General features: G+C 70.6%; 16 protein-coding genes. 8 read left to right on the top strand and 8 right to left on the bottom strand.

What is annotated here, in order from left to right; genetic code table 11:
* Nucleotides 1–11: 11 nt before the first annotated feature.
* The 4 genes from R0232_RS36685 to R0232_RS36670 are packed head-to-tail and all read right to left on the bottom strand — an operon-like array spanning nucleotide 12 to nucleotide 4,083.
* A complete protein-coding gene (locus R0232_RS36685; RefSeq protein WP_093349360.1) occupies nucleotides 12–992 on the bottom strand; it encodes a Bug family tripartite tricarboxylate transporter substrate binding protein in 981 nt (326 codons plus the stop codon).
* A gap of 31 nt (nucleotides 993–1,023) precedes the next feature.
* Nucleotides 1,024–1,779, bottom strand: coding sequence for a FadR/GntR family transcriptional regulator (locus tag R0232_RS36680; protein WP_431514142.1), 756 nt, complete (start codon nucleotides 1,777–1,779; stop codon nucleotides 1,024–1,026).
* A gap of 16 nt (nucleotides 1,780–1,795) precedes the next feature.
* Nucleotides 1,796–2,767, bottom strand: coding sequence for a PDR/VanB family oxidoreductase (locus R0232_RS36675; RefSeq protein ID WP_431514141.1), 972 nt, complete (start codon nucleotides 2,765–2,767; stop codon nucleotides 1,796–1,798).
* On the bottom strand, nucleotides 2,764–4,083 hold the full coding sequence (locus R0232_RS36670) for a Rieske 2Fe-2S domain-containing protein (protein WP_203207167.1): 1,320 nt from the start codon (nucleotides 4,081–4,083) through the stop codon (nucleotides 2,764–2,766). The genes R0232_RS36675 and R0232_RS36670 overlap by 4 nt, the downstream gene beginning before the upstream one ends.
* A gap of 252 nt (nucleotides 4,084–4,335) precedes the next feature.
* Between R0232_RS36670 and R0232_RS36665 the strand changes: the two genes are divergently transcribed.
* Nucleotides 4,336–5,037 (top strand): nitroreductase, encoded by a 702-nt coding sequence (locus tag R0232_RS36665; protein ID WP_208513123.1) that lies wholly within the window; start codon nucleotides 4,336–4,338, stop codon nucleotides 5,035–5,037.
* A 24-nt stretch (nucleotides 5,038–5,061) separates the two neighbouring features.
* On the opposite strand, the gene R0232_RS36660 is transcribed toward R0232_RS36665, so the two are convergent.
* The gene (locus R0232_RS36660) at nucleotides 5,062–6,669 is read right to left on the bottom strand and encodes an MFS transporter (RefSeq protein WP_431514140.1); all 1,608 of its coding nucleotides are present in this window, start codon (nucleotides 6,667–6,669) and stop codon (nucleotides 5,062–5,064) included.
* Between the two features lie 72 nt (nucleotides 6,670–6,741).
* A complete protein-coding gene (locus tag R0232_RS36655) occupies nucleotides 6,742–7,725 on the bottom strand; it encodes a Bug family tripartite tricarboxylate transporter substrate binding protein (protein ID WP_431514139.1) in 984 nt (327 codons plus the stop codon).
* A 160-nt stretch (nucleotides 7,726–7,885) separates the two neighbouring features.
* Here R0232_RS36655 and R0232_RS36650 point away from each other — a divergent pair, with 160 nt between their 5' ends.
* Complete coding sequence (locus R0232_RS36650) at nucleotides 7,886–8,614, top strand: FadR/GntR family transcriptional regulator (protein WP_093349380.1); 729 nt, start codon at nucleotides 7,886–7,888, stop codon at nucleotides 8,612–8,614.
* Between the two features lie 22 nt (nucleotides 8,615–8,636).
* Here the strand turns inward: R0232_RS36650 and R0232_RS36645 are convergent, their stop codons facing one another.
* Complete coding sequence (locus R0232_RS36645; protein ID WP_431514138.1) at nucleotides 8,637–10,886, bottom strand: acyl-CoA dehydrogenase; 2,250 nt, start codon at nucleotides 10,884–10,886, stop codon at nucleotides 8,637–8,639.
* 176 nt (nucleotides 10,887–11,062) lie between these two features.
* Between R0232_RS36645 and R0232_RS36640 the strand changes: the two genes are divergently transcribed.
* From R0232_RS36640 to R0232_RS36615, 6 genes are all read left to right on the top strand, one after another.
* On the top strand, nucleotides 11,063–11,938 hold the full coding sequence (locus R0232_RS36640) for a FadR/GntR family transcriptional regulator (RefSeq protein ID WP_431514137.1): 876 nt from the start codon (nucleotides 11,063–11,065) through the stop codon (nucleotides 11,936–11,938).
* Between the two features lie 138 nt (nucleotides 11,939–12,076).
* A complete protein-coding gene (locus tag R0232_RS36635) occupies nucleotides 12,077–12,898 on the top strand; it encodes a CoA-transferase subunit beta (RefSeq protein WP_431514136.1) in 822 nt (273 codons plus the stop codon).
* Nucleotides 12,899–12,909: 11 nt separating this feature from the next.
* Nucleotides 12,910–13,803, top strand: a complete 894-nt coding sequence (locus R0232_RS36630; RefSeq protein ID WP_431514135.1) for a CoA transferase subunit A — start codon at nucleotides 12,910–12,912, stop codon at nucleotides 13,801–13,803.
* Entirely contained in the window at nucleotides 13,796–15,025 is a 1,230-nt protein-coding gene (locus R0232_RS36625; RefSeq protein WP_431514134.1) for a CaiB/BaiF CoA transferase family protein, read from the top strand. Before R0232_RS36630 ends, R0232_RS36625 begins: the two co-directional genes overlap by 8 nt.
* A gap of 23 nt (nucleotides 15,026–15,048) precedes the next feature.
* A complete protein-coding gene (locus R0232_RS36620; protein WP_431514133.1) occupies nucleotides 15,049–16,092 on the top strand; it encodes a Bug family tripartite tricarboxylate transporter substrate binding protein in 1,044 nt (347 codons plus the stop codon).
* A 131-nt stretch (nucleotides 16,093–16,223) separates the two neighbouring features.
* Complete coding sequence (locus R0232_RS36615) at nucleotides 16,224–16,457, top strand: DUF1778 domain-containing protein (protein ID WP_413765455.1); 234 nt, start codon at nucleotides 16,224–16,226, stop codon at nucleotides 16,455–16,457.
* A 272-nt stretch (nucleotides 16,458–16,729) separates the two neighbouring features.
* On the opposite strand, the gene R0232_RS36610 is transcribed toward R0232_RS36615, so the two are convergent.
* The gene (locus R0232_RS36610; protein WP_431514132.1) at nucleotides 16,730–17,128 is read right to left on the bottom strand and encodes a Zn-ribbon domain-containing OB-fold protein; all 399 of its coding nucleotides are present in this window, start codon (nucleotides 17,126–17,128) and stop codon (nucleotides 16,730–16,732) included.

Raw genomic sequence — 17,128 nt, 5'->3', positions numbered from 1 at the left:
GGAGGCGGTTCTCACATCTGGATGTTGGCCTTGCGCACGACCGGGCCCCACTGGCCCATCTCGTCGCGGATCAGCTTCTCGAGCTCCTGCGGCGTGCTGCTGCGCGCCTCGACGTTGCGCGCCGAGAACATCTTGCGCACCTCGGGCCGCGCGACCGCGGTCACGATCGCGTCGTGCAGCTTCGTGACGATCTCGTCGGGCGTGTCCTTCGGCGCGAGCACGCCGAACCAGGCCGAACTGCGGAAGCCCGGCACCTCGTCGGCGATGGCCTGCAGGCCCGGCACGGTCTCGGTGGCCTTGGGCGTGCCCACGGCCAGGTAGCGCACCCGGCCCGAGCTCACCAGCGTGGCGCCGTCCAGGCCGGTCACGAAGGCGGCCTGCAGCTGGCCGCCGGCGAAGGCGGTCATCATCGGCGCGCCGCCGTTGTAGGGGATGTGCTGCAGGCGCAGGCCCGCGGCCTCGTTGAAGTACTCGGCCGTCAGGTGCGACAGCGAGCCGTTGCCGACCGAGCCGACGTTGAGCGCGTTGCCGTTCTTCTTCGCATAGGCGAGGAAGTCCTTCAGCGTCTTCGCCGGGCTGTCGGCGGGCACGGCCAGGATCATCGGCGTGATCGCCACGGTGGAGATCGGGCGCAGGTCCTTGAGTTCGTCGTAGGGCACCTTGCGCATCAGCGAGACCACCGCGTTCGGGCCGGTGTTGCCGAACACCAGCGTGTAGCCGTCGGGCGCGGCCTTGGCCACGTAGTCGGTGCCGATGGTGCCGCCCGCGCCGGGCTTGTTCTCGACGATCACGGTCTGGCCCAGCGTCTCGCTCATCGACTGCTGGATGGCGCGCGCGAGCTGGTCGGTGCTGCCGCCGGCCGCGTAGGGCACGATCATGCGGATCGGCTTGTTCGGATAGCCGCCCTGTGCCCAGGCGGGCAGGGCGCCGAGCGCGAGCGCGGCGCAGGCGGCGCCCAGCAGCGCGCGGCGGTGGAGGGAAGTGGTCGTCATCGGGGGTCTCCTTGGGTTCGTGGGTGTCGTGTCAATCCGTGGCGCCGAGCACGCTCGACCAGTAGCTGCGCGCGCGGTCCATGTGGCGCAGGATCAGCAGCTGCGCCTTGGCCGCGTCGCGCGCGCGGATGTGGCCGAGCAGGCGGCGGTGGTCGAGCAGCGAGGCGCGGCCCTGCACCGTGTCGGCGAACATCGCCTCGCGGCGCCGGCCGGTGAAGCGGTAGAAGGCATGCAGCACGCGCACCAGCACCGAGTTGTGGGTGGCATCGACCAGCGCGACGTGGAACTCGGTGTCGGCCGCGGCGATGTTGCCGCCCTCGGCCAGCACCTGCTCGGTGCGCTGCAGCACGGCTTCCATGCGCTCGAGGTCGGCCTCGGTGCGGCGCTGGCAGGCCAGGCCCACGGCCAGCACCTCGAGGTGGCCGCGCACCTCCATCGTCTCGGCCACTTCCACCGGCGTGGGCACGGCGCCCATGTCGGTGAGCATCACCAGCGCCTCGAAGCTGCCTTCGCGCTCGACGTGCCGCAGGTAGATGCCCGAGTTGGGCCGCGATTCGACGATGCGCAGCGTGACCAGCGTGGCCAGCGCCTCGCGCACCGCGTTGCGGCCGACGCCGAGGCGCTCGGCGAGGTCGCGCTCGGAGGGCAGCCGGTCGCCCGGTTGCAGCCGCCGGTCGCGCAGGTAGGCGAGGATGCCGGCGATGGCGCCGTTGCCCGCGCCCGCGCCCGCCGCGCTGGCGGTGCCGGCCTCCTGTGGTTCCGCCGTGGTGTCGAGCCGGGTCGTCATGGACTGCTCCCTTGCCTCAGAGGTCCAGGACCAGCGTCTTGGAGCGCGAGCCCGAGCAGCAGATCATGATCGCGTCGTTCGACTGCTTTTCCTGCGCGTCCAGGTAGTCGTCGCGATGGTCGGGCTCGCCCGAGATCACGCGCGTGCGGCAGGTGCCGCACACGCCGGCGCTGCAGGCATAGGGCACGTCGATGGCGTTGTCGAGCAGCGTGTCGAGGATGGTCTTGCCCGGCGCCACCGCGAGGCGCTGGCCGCTGCGCTCGAGCACCACCTCGTAGCCGCCCTCGGTGGCGGCCGCGCTGCCGGCGGCGAAGCGCTCGAAGTGCACCGTGTGCGCGGGCCGGCCGGCACAGGCCTCGACGAAGGCGTCGATCATGCGCGACGGGCCGCAGCAGTACAGGTGCGCGCCGGCCGGCGCGTTGCGCACGATGGCCGCGATGTCCAGCCGCTCGGCGCGCGAGTCGCCGAAGCAGAACTCGACCTCGCCGCGACCGCGTCCGCCCTGCATGGCGCGCAGCGTGTCGGCGAAGGCGGTCTCCTCGGGCGAGCGGCCCGCGTAGTGCAACTGCCAGCGCCGGCCCAGTTCCTCGAGCCGGTGCAGCATCGACAGGATCGGCGTGATGCCGATGCCGCCGGCGATGAAGACCGAGTGCGCGGCCTCCTCGGCCAGCGCGAAGTCGTTGCCGGGCAGGCTGGCGCGGATGCGGTCGCCCACGCGTGGCTGCGCATGCATCCAGGCCGAGCCGCCGCGGCCCTGCGCGTCGCGCTGCACCGCCACCACGTAGCGCGCGGCGTCCGAGGGCGCGTTGAGCAGCGAATAGCTGCGGATCATCTCGCGCGGCAGGTGCAGGTCGATGTGCGCGCCGGCCGTGAACGGCGGCAGCGGCCGGCCGTCGGCCGACACGAATTCGTACGACGCGATGCCGCGTGCCTCCAGCCGGATCTGGCGCAGGCACAGGTCCAGCGGCGCGGGGTTGCCCAGGCTCATGGCGTGTAGCCGAAGTCGGCGCCCAGGCGCGCGGTCATCAGCTCGCGGCCCGATTCGCTCCAGGCCTCGCCGGCCGGCAGCGTGAGCGACACCGCGCGCACCATCGGCAGGTCGGGATCCTCGATGCGCGGCGGGCGCTGCTGGCGCACCGAGAGGTTGCGCACCGTCTCGAGCAGCAGGCGCCGCGTCATCGCGATGCCGGTGTCGCTCATGCCCAGGTGTTCCTTCGAGCGGTCGTAGATCGGCGCCACGCCCGACTGGCAGGCCGCGTCCTGCACCCACAGGCCGGGCAGGCCCGAGAACCAGGTCTTGGTCTGCGCGTCGTAGTTGAAGAGGAAGGCGCTCTGCAGGTTGAACTTGGTCCAGTATTTCGCGAAGGGCTCGGTGGCGGGCCGCGGCGCATAGGCGTTGATGCTCGGGTGGCCGGTCTCGCGGCCGCCGTGGCCGTTGTCGAACAGCTTGCGCGTCTTCTCGTAGAACTTCTGCGCCGGCGTGTACGAGAACATGATGCACAGCGTGTGGTGGTCGTCCAGCGGCACCCAGGCGTGGCCGCTGAGCTCGGGGTAGTTGGACTGCGGCGGCACCAGCGTGTAGAAGGGCAGCAGGAACTGGTTGACGCGCCAGTAGTGCGTGTTCTCGTCGAGCACGCGCCTGGAGGCCACGCTCATGCCGAAGTCCTGGCGCTTGCATTCGAAGGTGGGACGCAGGTCCTTCTTCGCGGTCCAGTCGCTGATCGCGCCCTGCTGGTCGATGCGCCCGTGCAGGATCGGCGCGTGGGCCGAATCGATCTCGCCCTCCACGGCCTGCAGCCAGTTGCATTCCTGCACGCGGAAGCTCACGTACACGTTCTCCTCGGGCACCAGGTTCCACTCGAGGTTCGGCAGCGGCGGCGGGTTCTCGCGGTCGGGTCCCATGTAGGTCCAGACGATGCCGTTGCGCTCGCGGCAGGGGTAGTTCTTGATGGTGACCGTGTCCTTGAGCCGGCTCTGCGCGGGCTCGGCCGGCGTGTCCTGCACGCGGCCGTCGACGCCGAACTTCCAGCCGTGGTAGATGCAGCGCACGCCGCAGTCCTCGTTGCGCCCGAACACCAGCGGCGCGCCGCGGTGCGGGCAGGCATGGTCGATCAGGCCGACGCGGCCCTCGCTGTCGCGGAACGCGATCAGCTCCTCGCCGAGCAGGCGCACGCGCTGCGGCTGGCCGTCGGTCTCGAGGTCGCGGCTGGGCAGGAAGGGGATCCAGTAGAGGCGCATCAGCTCGCCCATGGGCGTGCCGGCGCCGACGCGCACGAGGGTTTCGTTGTCTTCTTGCGAGAGCATGGCTGCGGTTTTCCTTGTGGGGCAGGGCCATCCGGCGTGGTGGACCACCTTGGACGACCAGATTGGTAGGACCAATGCTAAATTCGAGCCCGCGCGATGCAAAGCGTTTGTCTCAATAACCTTGTGAATGGATCAACCATAGATTGCTAAGGCGAGCGAGGTGGCAGCCGTCGCGCATGTCTTTCGCCGTGTCGCCAGCGCGAGCGCGCCGGCACGGTTAGGCTCCCTCGTCTTCATCCCGTTGCCCGAGCCATGACCACTTCCCCGCCCGTTCCCGCGCCGGATCTCGCCGCGGCCCTCGACACCGTGCTCGACGCGCGCTACAGCTGCCGCGGCTATCTCGCCGATCCGGTGCCGCGCGACGTCATCGACGCGATCCTGCGCGCCGCCCAGCGCACGGCCTCGTGGTGCAACTCGCAGCCCTGGCAGGTGGTCGTGACCGGCGCGGCCGCCACCGAGCGCCTGCGCGCGGCGATGGCCACGCCCGAGGCGCTGGTCGACCAGGGTTTCGAGATCGCGCCGCCCGCCGAATACCGCGGCGTCTACCGCGAGCGCCGCCGCGAATGCGGCTTCCAGCTCTACGACAGCGTGGGCATCGCCCACGGCGACCGCGAGGCCTCGGCGCGCCAGGGGCTGTTGAACTTCTCGTTCTTCGGCGCGCCGCACGTGGCGCTGATCCACACCGATGCCGCGCTCGGCGCCTATGGCGCGCTGGACTGCGGCGCCTACGTGTCGAACTTCATGCTGGCGGCGCGCAGCCGCGGCGTGGCGAGCATCGCGCAGGCCGCGCTGGCCTCGCGCGCGAAGTTCCTGCACCGCTGGTTCGACATCCCGGACGACCGCCAGGTGGTCTGCGGGATCTCCTTCGGCTACGAGGATCCGGCGCACCCGGCCAACGGTTTCCGCACCTCGCGCGCTACCGTCGGCGACGCCGCGCGCTGGGTCGAGGACTGATACGCACGGTGGCGAGGCCCGCGCTCAGGGGCTGCGTTCGGCCAGGTAGTGGCGCGTGAGCACCGGCTCTTCCGGCACCTGGAAGCTGCGCGCGAGCGCCTCCAGCTCGTGGCGCGCGACGGTGGCCCGCGCGCGCTGGCGCAGGTAGTCGGCCCACGAGGTGACGATGAAGCGCTCGACGTAGCGGCTCGGGTCGTCGAGGTCGCGGTAGACGCGCCAGAAGGTGGCGCCGTCGCGCTTGCGCGGCACCGCGAGCTGCTGCACCGCGTCGAGGAAGCGCCGCGCGTCGGCATCGCGGATGCGGTAGACCACCTCGACGGCGACCGGCCCGGCCTCGAACTCGGGCTCGTGCAACACCGAGAACTCCTCGTGCGGCGGGGCCAGCGTGACCTCGTCGTCCGCGCCCATACGCAGCGGATAAGGCCGCGCCAGCGCGATGCTCGCGAGCATGCCCGCGGCCGACAGGCACAGCGCCGCGCTCAGCCCGATCAGCGAGGACATCGCGCCCCAGAGCGCGGAGCCGAGCGCGAAAGCGCCGAGCGAGCACAGCGTGTGCATCGACGCGGCGCGTGCGCGCACCCAGGCCGGCGCGCTGGTCTGGGTCGCGGCGTTGAAGGTCGACATCATCGTCATCCAGGCCGCGCCGCCGAGCACGAAGCTGGCGCACACGAGCGGCCGCCAGGTCGAGAGCGCGCCCACCAGCATCGCGCCCGAGAACACGAGGCAGCAGCCGGCGGCCAGCGCATCGAGCGAGAAGCGCGAACGGATGCGTCCGACGAAGAAGCCGGCGGCGACGGCGCCCGTGCCGAGGCAGGCCATCAGCAGGCCGTAGCCCGCCGCGCCCAGCCCGAGGCGCTGCTGCGCGATCACCGGCAGCAGGGCCCACAGGGCCGAGCCGAGCCCGCTGAAGCCGGCCGTGCGCACCAGCTGCGCGAAGATCGCGGGCGAATGGCGCGCATAGCGCAGCGCGCTGAGCATGCCGCCCCACAGCCGCTCGGCCGGCAGGCGCCCGGGCGAGGGCGGCCGCGGCGGCCAGCGCCGCGTGGCCCAGCTCATGCCGAAGGCGGTCAGCACCGCGACCGCGAACACGGCGGCGCCCCCGGTCAGCGCGAACAGCACGCCCGCGAGCCCGGGTCCGACGGCGCGCGCGCCGTTGAAGGTCATCGACACCAGCGTGATGGCCAGCGGCAGCTCGGTGCGCGCCACCGTGTCGCTGACGGCGGAATTCCACGAGGGCGACTGCAGCGCCGTGCACACGCCGAGCAGGAAGGTGAAGAACAGCAGCCCGCCCGGGCCGATCCAGCCGGCCAGCGCGAGCAGCGTGAGCGTCAGGGCGGCGAGCCCGTAGACGCCCTGGATGCGCAGCATCAGCCGCCGGCGGTCGATGGTGTCGGCCAGCACGCCGGCGGGCAGCGACAGCAGGAACATCGGCAGGAAGGAGGCGGTCTGGACCAGCGCCGAGAGGAAGGACGAGGCCGTGAGCTCGATCATCAGCCACGAGGCCGCCATGTTCTGCATCGCATTGCCGACGAAGAACAGGCTGCCGGCACCCCACAGCCCGCGGAAGGCGGGCTGGGCGAGCGGACTCCAGAGCGAGGCTGCGTTCGGGGCGGTGGGATTGCTGGGATTCAAGCGCGGGGCGATCGGCGGCGGGCGAGGCAAATCATATAGATGCGTGCGCCGGCCCGCTCGCGGCGCGCCCGCTCAGACCTTGATGCGCCCGGTCGCGACCAGCTTCTGCGTCAGCGCCAGCTGCTCGGCCAGGAAGCTCGAGAGCTTCTGCGGGCCCCAGCCGGCGGGCTCGAAACCCAGCTCGAGCAGCTTGGGCGCCACGTCGGGCAGCTTCACGATGCGCGCCATCTCGGCATCGAGCTTGTCGATGATGGCCTTGGGCGTGGAGGCCGGCGCGAACAGCGCGCCGAAGCCCGGCATGTTCACGTCGGGGAAGCCGGCCTCGGCGAAGGTGGGCACGTCGGGATAGAGCGGAAAGCGCGTCGGGCTCGCGACCGCCAGCGCGCGGATCTTGCCCGGGTAGCGCGAGACCCCGCCCAGCGACACCACGGCGGTGTCGATCTGGCCGCCGATCAGGTCCTGCAGCGCCGGCGCCTCGCCCTTGTAGGGCACGTGCACGGTGTCGATGCCCGCGGCCATGTTCAGCAGCTCGCCCACGAAGTTGCCGCCCGAGCCGGGGCCGTAGGAGCCGTACGAGACCTTGCCGGGCCTGGACTTGGCGAGCGCCACCAGCTGGTCGAGCGTCCTGACGTTGAGCGACTCGCGCACGCCGATGGCGATCGGCGTGAGCGCGAGCATGCTGATGGGCGCGAGGTCGGCGAGCTTGTAGGGCTGCTGAGCGGGCTGCAGCACGAGGTTGCTGATCAGCGCGCTGTAGCCGACACCGAGCGTGTAGCCGTCGGGCGTGGCGCGCGCCACCGCGGAGGCCGCGATCGCGCCGCTCGCGCCGGCCCTCGACTCGACGATGCAGGGCTGGCCCCAGGCCTCGGTGAGCTTCTGGCCGATGACCCGCATCATCGTGTCGTGCCCGCCGCCGGCCGGCGTGGGAATGATGAACTTGATGACGTTGTCGGGATACCCCGGCGCGGCGCGCGCGGCCAGGGGAAAGGCGGGCAGCGCCGTGGCGCCCAGCAGGCCGAGGCCGGTGGCCAGCGCGTGGCGGCGGGAGTGGGTCATGAGGCTTGTCTCCTGGTCGGATGGTTTGTGATGTAATTGGTTGAACCATAGCGAAACCAGGGATGATGGTCAATTGGAGCCTGTGCCAGGGCAGGCACAGGCACACTATCGGCTCGGCATCCAGCCATCGACGTTCGTGATCCAGAGGAGGAAAGGAGCCATGTCGGAATCCGCACCAGTCTTCGCGCCCGTGCGCATGCGCCGCGCCTTCGAGGCGATTTGCGACCAGATCCGCCAGCAGGTGGTGGAGGGCGTGCTGAGCGCCGGCGACCGCCTGCCCAGCGAGCGCGAGCTGTCCGAGCAGTTCGGCGTGAGCCGCAGCGGCGTGCGCGAGGCGCTGCGCAGCCTCGAGATGGCCGGCATGGTCGAGGCCGTGACCGGCATCAACGGCGGCTTCTACATCAAGCAGTCGCATCCCGAGGGCATCACGCAGGCGGTGCGCGACATGGTGGCGCTCAAGCAGGTTCCGGTGTCGGACCTGACCGAGGCCCGCATCCTGCTGTGCGGGCTGGCGATCCGGCTGGCCTGCGAGCGCGCGACCGAGGAGGACTTCGCCGCCATCGAGGCCGACATCGAGCGCTTCGCCGAGCTGGTGAAGCAGGGCCGGCCGGTGCGCGACAGCGGCCAGATCACGGAGTTCTACCGCCTGATCGGCCGCGCCACCCACAACGAGGTGATCGTGATGTTGATCGATGCCTTGTCGGAGATCCTGCGTGGGCTGATCGCGCAGTTGCAGACGCCGCACAGCAACGTGGTGCAGGTGCGCCGCAAGGTGCTGCGCCTGATGCGCGACCGCGATGCGGACAAGGCCGGCGCCGCGCTGGCCAAGCACCTCAACGCGCTGAACGTGCTGCTGCTCGAGATGGAGCGCAAGAAGCCGGCGCGCTGAGCCGCGCCGGCCCGGGGCGCGTTCAGCGCGGCAGGCCGAGCCCGCGCTGCGCGATCAGGCTGCGCTGGATCTCGTTGGTGCCGATGCTGATCACCCACATCAGCGCATGGCGCAGGTTCTGCTCGATGCGCCCGCGCAGCACCGCGCCGGGGCTGCCCTCGCCGAGCGTGCCTTCCATGCCGAGCAGGTCGAGCGCCACCTCGCCGAAGCGCTCCATCAGCTCGCCCGAATAGACCTTGCTCGCGGCCGCGTCGTGCAGCGGCGTCTCGCCCGCGTCGACGCGCTCGGCGCAATGCATCATCATGCGGCGCCCCGCCTCGATTTGCGCCGCCAGATCGGCGATGCGCTCGCGCACCAGCGGATCGAGACGCATCGGCCGGCCGTCGGCGCCCGTCGCGCCGCGCAGGTGTTCGCACAGCTGCTCGAAGGCATGCGCCACCTTCATCACGATGCCGCCGCCGATGAAGCCGCGCTCGGTGGCCAGCGCCCCGACCAGCACCTTCCAGCCGCCGTGGAGCTCGCCCACCATCGCCGTGGCCGGCACGCGCACGCCGTCGTAGAAGACATTGGCGAAGCTGCCGCCGTACATCGTGGTCGAGGTGCGGATGGTGATGCCGGGCGTGTCCATCGGCACGATGAACAGGCTCAGGCCGGCATGCGGCGGGCTCGCCTCGGGGTCGGTGCGCGTGGCCAGCAGCATGTAGTCGCCCCAGTAGGTGGTGGTCCAGATCTTCTGGCCATCGATCACGTAGTGGTCGCCGTCGCGTACCGCGCGGGTGCGCATCGAGGCGAGGTCGGAGCCCGCGTCGGGCTCGCTGTAGCCCATGCCGTAGATCGCCTCGCCGCGCAGGATCTCGGGCAGGTAGCGCGCCTGCTGCGCCGCGCTGCCGTGCACCTGCAGCATCGCGGCCTGCACCGGCGCGCCCACGCGCGGCGCCTCGGCGCGTTCCATCTCCTCGACGAAGGCCAGTTGCTCGAAGGCGCCGCGCGCCTGGCCGCCGAAGCGTTGCGGCCACGAAAGGCCGATCCAGCCGGTGCGCCCGAGTTCGCGTGCGAACTCGCGGTCGTACTCGCGCGCCTTGAAGTCCAGCGCCTCGTGCGCGGCCTTGCGCTCGCCCGACCAGTGCATCTGCAACCAGGCGCGCACCTCCTCGCGGAAGGCGTTGCCGGCCGGGCCCAGGTCGTATTCGGGCAGCGTGCGCGGCGTGTCGCCGAGGAAGTGATCGGCCAGCGCCTCGCGCGCGCGGCGCCCACTGCCATGGCGCAGCACGTCGAGGTGCACTTGCTTGAAGTGGCGCGGTGCCTCGTGCTCCTCGCTGTAGCCGATGGCGCCGAAGGTGTGCTGCGTCTCCAGCGACACCCGCCGCAGCGTCGCCGCGGCCAGCGCGCAGGCCGCTTCGGCGAACACGCGCCAGTTGTCGGCGCCGAGATCGTGCTGCCGCGCGGCGCCGGCCTGCGTGAGCCGTGCGCCCAGCAGCGCGATGTGGCCGTCGGCGAGCTTGTGCTGGATCGCCTGGAAGCTGCCGATCGGGCGGCCGAACTGCCGGCGCTCGCCCGCATAGGCCACGGCGAGCTCGAAGGCGCGTTCGGCGGCGCCGGTGGCGCGCGCGCACAGCGCGAGGCGGGCCATCGCGTGCAGCGCGCCGAGCTGCTCCTCGGAAAAGGGCAGGACAGTGGCCGCGATCCCGTCCAGCGCGACGCGGAACAGTCCCTGCGTTCCCATCGCGGGCGTGGCCTCGATGCGCACGCCCACCGCGCGCAGGTCGACCAGCGCGAGCGCGGGGCCATCCACCACCACCGCGAGGTGGGTGGCGCTGTCGGCATGTTCGACGAAGGCCAGTTCGCCATGGAGCCTGCCGTCGTCGTCGATGCGCGCCTGGCCCGCGCCGCGGTCGCCGTCGAAGGCCCCGAAGCACAGCACCACGCGCGCCTCGCCGGCGCGTTGCAGCGCGAGCAGTGCGGGCTCCTCGCCCTGCGGCGTGCGCGGCGCCGCGAGGTTCAGCAGCGTGCCGTGGTGCAGCGGCAGGGTGCAGCCCGCGCGGCCCAGCTCCTCCATGACCAGCGCGATCTCGCGCAGGCCGCCCTCGGAGGGATCCGATCCCAATGCGGCAAGGCCCTGCGCCGCGAGCTGCTGCCACAGCGCCTGCACGCGCGCGGGTTCGCGGGACCATTGCACGGCGGTGGCGGGCGGCCAGTGACGCTCGAGGAAGCCGCGCACCGAGTCGCGCAGCAGGGCGCGCTCTTCGTCGCCGGGAAGGGTGGTCGGGGGCATGGGCGTGTCTCTCCTGAGTCTCAGAAAAATTGAATGGTAGAACCATTAATGAGATCCGGCAACCACGGTGGTCGCGAGGGCTCGACCCGCAGCGGCCCGCAGCGGCCCGCGCCACGCCGCCCCTTATCATTTGGCTCAAAGGTCCAACTTTTAGTTTTTCCAACGGAGGATTCCCCATGGACGCCAAAGAACCGTCGCCGCCCGCGGCCGACGCACGGAGCGCCAAGTTCCAGCCCATCCGTTCCGCGCGTGCCTTCGAGGAGATCGCCCAGCAGATCCGCGGCGAGCTGTCGCAGGGCCGGCTCAAGGTCGGCACGCGGCTGCCGTCGGAGCGCGCGCTGTCCGAGCAGTTCGGCGTATCGCGCAACACGCTGCGCGAGGCGCTGCGCTCGCTCGAGCATGCGGGCCTGATCCGGCTGCAGAAGGGCGCCAGCGGCGGCGCCTTCATCAGCGGGCGCAGCGGCGATGCGATCGCCACCGGCCTGATGGACATGTACCACATGGGCGCGATCCAGCCGGCGCAGCTCACCGAGGCGCGCATCTGGCTCGAGTCGATCCTGGTGCGCGAGGCCTGCGCGCGCGCCACGCCTGCCGACCTCGAGGCGCTAGCGGCCAACATCGACGCGGCCGAGGAAGCGCTGCGGCGCGACGACTTCCCCGCGCGCGCGGCGACCAACCTCGAGTTCCACCGCATCCTCGCGCGCATGACCGGCAATCCGATCATGGTGATCGTGATGAACGGCGTGCTCAACGTGCTGGCCGAGTTCATCGGCCAGATCGGCCACGAGGAGAACGCCTACGTGCTGCCCTCGCGCCGCCGCTTCCTCAAGCACCTCGCGGCCAAGGACGCCGACGCGGCCGCGGCGGAGATGGAGTCCAGCCTCAAGCGGCTGCAGCGCAGCTACCTGTCGAAGGTGGGGGAGGACGCCGCGCAGGAGGCTCCGGCCGCCGCGCCGGCGCCGCGCAAGGCGGCGGCCAAGGCCCCGGCTGAAAAGCCGGCCGTGAAGGCGGCCGCGAAGCCAGCCACCCGCGCCGCGAAGACGACGCGCTGAACCCGCGCGGCGCGCGCCGCCGCCCTTCACCCGATCCGCCAAGGACCGTCCGCCGCAAGGCGCACGGTCCTTTCTTCTTGCGCGCCCGGCAGGTGAATCCCGCTTGACAGTGCCATGGTTGATTCCTAGCATCAATGAATGGTTGAACCAAATATCAAGCAAAGAACACCGGTCGACGACGAGCCGTCGACCGGCGAACTGCTCGCCGTGCTGCTGGCACGCGACTTCGCCGATGGCGAGAAGGTCATCATCGGCACCAACTCCGACATCCAGCTCGCCGCCTGCAACCTCGCGCGCGAGATGCAGGCGCCGCGGCTGTGGTGGATCTCGGGGCCCGGCGGCATGGTGAACCCGGTGCGCGACCACCTGCTGTCCACGGCCGACTCGGAGAACATCGAGTCCTCCGAGGCCTGGATGGACCTGCCGAACATGATCGATTTCATCGACTGGAAGATCCACTTCTTCGACTTCGCGATCCTCTCGGCGCTGCAGGTCGACCGCTTCGGCAACATCAACACGGTGGTGGTCGGCGACCAGGCCCGGCCCAAGGTGCGCGGCCCCGGCACGGTGGGCATCAGCGCGCTGTGCGGGCTGGCCAAGCGCTTCTACGTGGCGCTCACGCGCCACGATCCCGGCGCCTTCGTGCCGCGCGTCGACTTCCTCTGCGGACCCGGCCACATGGAAGGCGGCAATTCACGCGAGGAGGCCGGCCTGCCGCCGGGCGGGCCGCGCCTGGTGGTGTCGCCGCTGGGCGTGTTCGACTTCGAGCCCGTGAGCAAGGCCATGCGCGTGCGCTCGGTCCATCCGGGCGTGACGCTCGAGCAGATCCGCAAGGCCACCGGCTTCGAGCTGGTGGTCGAGGGCACGCCGCCCGTCACGCGCATGCCCGAGCCCGAGGAGCTGCGCCTGCTGCGCACCCGCGTCGACACGCGCGGCACCCTGCGCCGCAAGTTCCCCTGAAGAGACGAGCCATGAGTTCCAACAAAAGCAAGCTGACCACCCTCGACGAGGCCGTGTCGGTCATCCAGGACGGCCAGCGCGTCGGCCTGGGCGGCTGGATCTTCAATGCCCAGCCGATGGCGCTGGTGCGCGCGCTGATCCGCAAGGGCGCGCGCGACCTCGACCTGGTGCCCGCGCCCGGCTCGATCGCGCCGGACATGCTGATCGGCGCCGGCTGCGCGCGCAGCACCGCCTGCGTGTTCATCAGCTTCGAGCAGTTCGGCCTCGCGCCGCACTTCCGCCGCCGCGCCGAGGCCGGCACGCTGAAGGTCTACGAACTCGACGGGCCCGGCATCGCCGGAGGCTTGCGCGCCGGCATCTGCGACATGCCCTGGACCGCGATTCCCGACCTGGGCACCGACCTGCCGCGCCACACGCCCGAGCACTACTGGCCGCTGCCCTCGAAGCCCGGCGAGCGCAAGATGCTCGCCGCGGCCGCGATCAAGCCCGACGTGTGTCTGCTCCATGCGCAGCAGGCCGACGAGCACGGCAACGTGCAGTACCTCGCGACGCCCTTCTTCGACGCGATGCTCGCGCAGGCCTCGCGCCACGTGATCGTCTCGGTGGACCGCATCGTGTCCTCCGACACCATCCGCCGCTCGAACCACCTGACCAAGCTGCCGAGCGTGATGGTCGACGCGGTGGTGGAAGCGCCCTACGGCGCCCATCCGAGCGCCTCGCCCACGCTGTACCGCGCCGACGAGCGCCACCTGCGCGAGTACGTGAAGGCGAGCGCCGACGACGCGGCCTTCGATGCCTACCTCGCGCGCTATGCGCGCGGCACCGCGGCGCATGCCGATTACCTCGACGCGCTCGGCGGCTCGCGCCTTGCCGGCCTCGCCGTGACGGAGAGCAACCTTGGCTGAGCCGACCACCAACCCCGCCGCCCCCACCGCCCCCGCTACCGCAAAGCCCGGCGTGCTCGACGGCGTGCGCGTGCTCGACTTCACCGCGATGATGTCGGGCCCCTACTGCACGCGGCTGATGGCCGACCTTGGCGCCGAGGTCATCAAGGTGGAGCCGCCCGAGGGCGACCACATCCGGCTGCGGCCGCCGCGGCGCCAGGGCCGCAGCACCTACTTCGCGCAGCTCAACGCCGGCAAGAAGAGCCTCGCGCTCGACCTCAAGAAGCCCGAGGCGGTGGCGCTGGTGCGGGAACTCGTCGGCCAGTGCGACGTGCTGGTGGAGAACTACCGCCCCGGCGTGATGCAGCGCCTGGGCCTCGACTACGCGACGCTCTCGGCGCTGAACCCGCGCCTGGTGTACTGCTCGATCTCGGGCTTCGGGCAGCAGGGTTCCTGGTCGGGCCGCAGCGCCTACGCCCCGGTGCTGCACGCGGCCAGTGGCTACGACATGGCCAACCTCGACTACCAGGAGGGCGACGTCGAGCGGCCGCTGAAGAACGGCATCTTCGTGGCCGACGTGCTCGGCGGCTCGCTGGCCTTCGGCGCGATCCAGAGCGCGCTGTTCCGCGCCGCGCGCACCGGCGAGGGCGACCACATCGACCTCGCGCTGATGGACGCGATGCTGGGCCTGCTCGTCTACGAATGCCAGGAGGCGCAGTTCCCGGCCGAGCGGCGCCGCCCGCTCTATCGCCCGACCAAGGCGAAGGACGGCTTCCTGCTGATCGCGCCCGTGAGCCAGAACAATTTCGAGGCACTGGCGCGCGGCACCGGCCATCCCGAATGGATCACCGACGCGCGCTTCGCGACCAGCCAGGAGCGCGAGCACCACTGGGGCGCGCTGATGCAGTTGCTCGACGACTGGGCCGCCGATCGCAGCGCGGCGCAATGCGAGGCCGAGATGAATGCTGCGGGCGTGCCGTGCTCGCGCTACTTCACCGTGCGCGAGGCGATGAAGCTGCCGCCGCTGGTGGAGCGCCAGGCCTTCCAGACCATCGACGACGGCGCCGGCGCGTTCCAGGTGCCCAACCCCGCCTTCCGCTTCGCCCGCACCGCGGCGCATGCGCGCGGCAGCGTGTCCGAGCTCGGTGCCGACGGCCCCGCGCTGCTGGGCAGCCTGCTCGGGCTCGGCGAGGAGCGGATCGCGGCGCTGCGCGAGAGCCGCGCGCTGCACGTGCGCGGCTGAGACACACAACGAAGGAGACAGACATGATGAACAGTTGGATGCGCCTGCCGGGAGTCGCCGGCAAGGCGAAAGGCCCGGTGCGCGCCGCGGCCCGGGGCTTCTGGGCGGCGTTGCTCGCGGCCGGCGCGCTCGCGCTGCCGCAGGCCGGCATCGCGCAGTCCGCGCCGTCGGACTTCCCGAACCGCCCGATCACCATCGTCGTGCCCTATCCGCCGGGCGGCACCACCGACGTGCTCGCGCGCGTGCTGCAGGAGCCGATGCAGCGCTTCCTCAAGCAGCCCGTGATCATCGAGAACAAGGCCGGCGCCTCGGCCGTGCTGGGCACCAAGTTCGTCGCCAAGGCGCCGGCCAACGGCTACACGCTGCTGTTCCCCAACAATGGGCTGGTGATCTCGCCGCAGGTCTCGAAGGAGGCCGACTACGCGCCGCTGAAGGACTTCGCGCCCGTGTCGCTGGTGTCGCTGCAGCCGATGATCCTAGCGATCAATCCCTCGGTGCCCGCGAAGTCGGTGCAGGAGCTGATCGACTACGCGAAGGCCAATCCGCGCAAGCTCGACTTCGCGACCGCCGGGCCGGCCTCCTTCGGCCACCTCGCCACCGAGCTTTTCAGCCGGCGCGCCGGCGTCGAGATGACCCACATCCCCTACAAGGGCCAGGCCCCGACCACCCAGGCCATCCTGACCGGCGAGTCGAAGGTGCTGCTGAGCACGAGTTCGTCGCAGATGAATGCCTTCATCAAGGAGGGTAGGGTGCGCCTGCTCGGCGTGTCCTCGCTGCAGCCTTCGCCGCTTGCGCCCGGCGCGCCGCCGATCGCCAACACCTTGCCGGGCTTCAACCCCGAGGTCTGGTTCGGCCTGTTCGCCCCGGCGGGCACGCCGCGCGAGGTGGTGGCCCGGCTCAACGACGCGATCGTGAAGTCGCTGGCGCTGCCCGAGGTGAAGGAGAAGTTCGAGACCGCCGGCGCGGCGGCCACTGGCAGCACGCCCGAGCAACTGGGGGCGCGGATCGCGGAGGAGTATGCGACGTGGACTTCGGTGATTCGTGAGGCCAACATCAGGACGGATTGATTCGAGAATAGGAGGCCGGCTGTTTCCTTGACATCCATGCACAAAGAAAGAACATCGGGAGATGGATCGACTGCAGCAAGGTGAACCCGGTAACAAGCAGCTCGACCTTCACTCGGATGTGGGAGTTTTCCGTGAAGAAAAAGAAAATCGTTGAGCGTGCCGCAGCTTCGACGGAACGTACATTGAACGAATCCATCGTCGGCGGTCCGCAGGAAGCGGCGGCGAAGATTGTGTTGGAGCACGAGATCATTCATCTGAGTCGAGAGGAACAGATTGCTTTTGTGAGCGCTTTGCTCGCGCCCTCTGAACCAGGGCCGCGCCTCGAAACAGCGATCAGGAGTTACCGCCAAAAGATGGGGCAGTGATGACCGCTCCACCTTGACTCGAAGTACATCGATCACGCTCGAGGAGACGAACGGTCTCCGCTCGTTCGACTATCGCAATGGGGATTTGACTGGATGCTGGAGGGAGTGCGAAAGTCTGCCGAAGAGCAGATGCTCGCACTTTCCGCTTCGGCCTGGTCAGCCGTTGCAACTGGCGTAGATCGCCTTGGAAGGGGGGGCGGTGGTTCCCGCCCAAGATCGGGTGTGGAAGACCAGCAGGCGAAGCGCCTCCAATTGCCTTCGTTTTCCAGCGCTCAAGCCGGCGCAAACATCGGCACCGCGAACCCACCCTCCGCCTGCTTGAAGCACACCTTCACCCGATCGCCGATGCGCAGCGCATCGAGATCGGCATCGACGATGTTGGTGAGCATCGTCACCCCTTCGTCGAGCGTGACGTAGGCGATCGCATAGGGGATCGGGCCGGCGCGGCGCGTCACGCTGACGCTGTAGATCGTGCCGAGGCCGCTGGCGTCTTCCCAGGCGGTGTCGCCCAGGCAGTAGGGGCACAGCGCGCGCGGATACCAGTGGACCTTGGCGCAGGCAGTGCAGCGCTTGATGCGCAGCACGCCTTCGCGCGCGGCGTTCCAGTAGGCCTCGGTGGCGGCGTCGACGATCGGCGCGGGCAGCGCGCGTTCCTGGTAGGGGGTGCTCAT

Origin of the sequence: Variovorax sp. DAIF25, assembly GCF_050711835.1 — a bacterium.
Lineage (GTDB): Bacteria > Pseudomonadota > Gammaproteobacteria > Burkholderiales > Burkholderiaceae_C > Variovorax.
The sequence above is the reverse complement of the archived record's forward strand: the minus strand, read 5'-3'. Positions and strand labels throughout refer to the sequence as shown.

What these genes read in the sequence shown, in the direction of transcription:
- R0232_RS36685 (WP_093349360.1), bottom strand. Translation starts at nt 992, where the DNA reads ATGACGACCACTTCCCTCCACCGCCGCGCGCTGCTGGGCGCCGCCTGC.
- R0232_RS36680 (WP_431514142.1), bottom strand. Translation starts at nt 1,779, where the DNA reads ATGACGACCCGGCTCGACACCACGGCGGAACCACAGGAGGCCGGCACC.
- R0232_RS36675 (WP_431514141.1), bottom strand. Translation starts at nt 2,767, where the DNA reads ATGAGCCTGGGCAACCCCGCGCCGCTGGACCTGTGCCTGCGCCAGATC.
- R0232_RS36670 (WP_203207167.1), bottom strand. Translation starts at nt 4,083, where the DNA reads ATGCTCTCGCAAGAAGACAACGAAACCCTCGTGCGCGTCGGCGCCGGC.
- R0232_RS36665 (WP_208513123.1), top strand. Translation starts at nt 4,336, where the DNA reads ATGACCACTTCCCCGCCCGTTCCCGCGCCGGATCTCGCCGCGGCCCTC.
- R0232_RS36655 (WP_431514139.1), bottom strand. Translation starts at nt 7,725, where the DNA reads ATGACCCACTCCCGCCGCCACGCGCTGGCCACCGGCCTCGGCCTGCTG.
- R0232_RS36650 (WP_093349380.1), top strand. Translation starts at nt 7,886, where the DNA reads ATGTCGGAATCCGCACCAGTCTTCGCGCCCGTGCGCATGCGCCGCGCC.
- R0232_RS36645 (WP_431514138.1), bottom strand. Translation starts at nt 10,886, where the DNA reads ATGCCCCCGACCACCCTTCCCGGCGACGAAGAGCGCGCCCTGCTGCGC.
- R0232_RS36640 (WP_431514137.1), top strand. Translation starts at nt 11,063, where the DNA reads ATGGACGCCAAAGAACCGTCGCCGCCCGCGGCCGACGCACGGAGCGCC.
- R0232_RS36635 (WP_431514136.1), top strand. Translation starts at nt 12,077, where the DNA reads ATGGTTGAACCAAATATCAAGCAAAGAACACCGGTCGACGACGAGCCG.
- R0232_RS36630 (WP_431514135.1), top strand. Translation starts at nt 12,910, where the DNA reads ATGAGTTCCAACAAAAGCAAGCTGACCACCCTCGACGAGGCCGTGTCG.
- R0232_RS36620 (WP_431514133.1), top strand. Translation starts at nt 15,049, where the DNA reads ATGATGAACAGTTGGATGCGCCTGCCGGGAGTCGCCGGCAAGGCGAAA.
- R0232_RS36610 (WP_431514132.1), bottom strand. Translation starts at nt 17,128, where the DNA reads ATGAGCACCCCCTACCAGGAACGCGCGCTGCCCGCGCCGATCGTCGAC.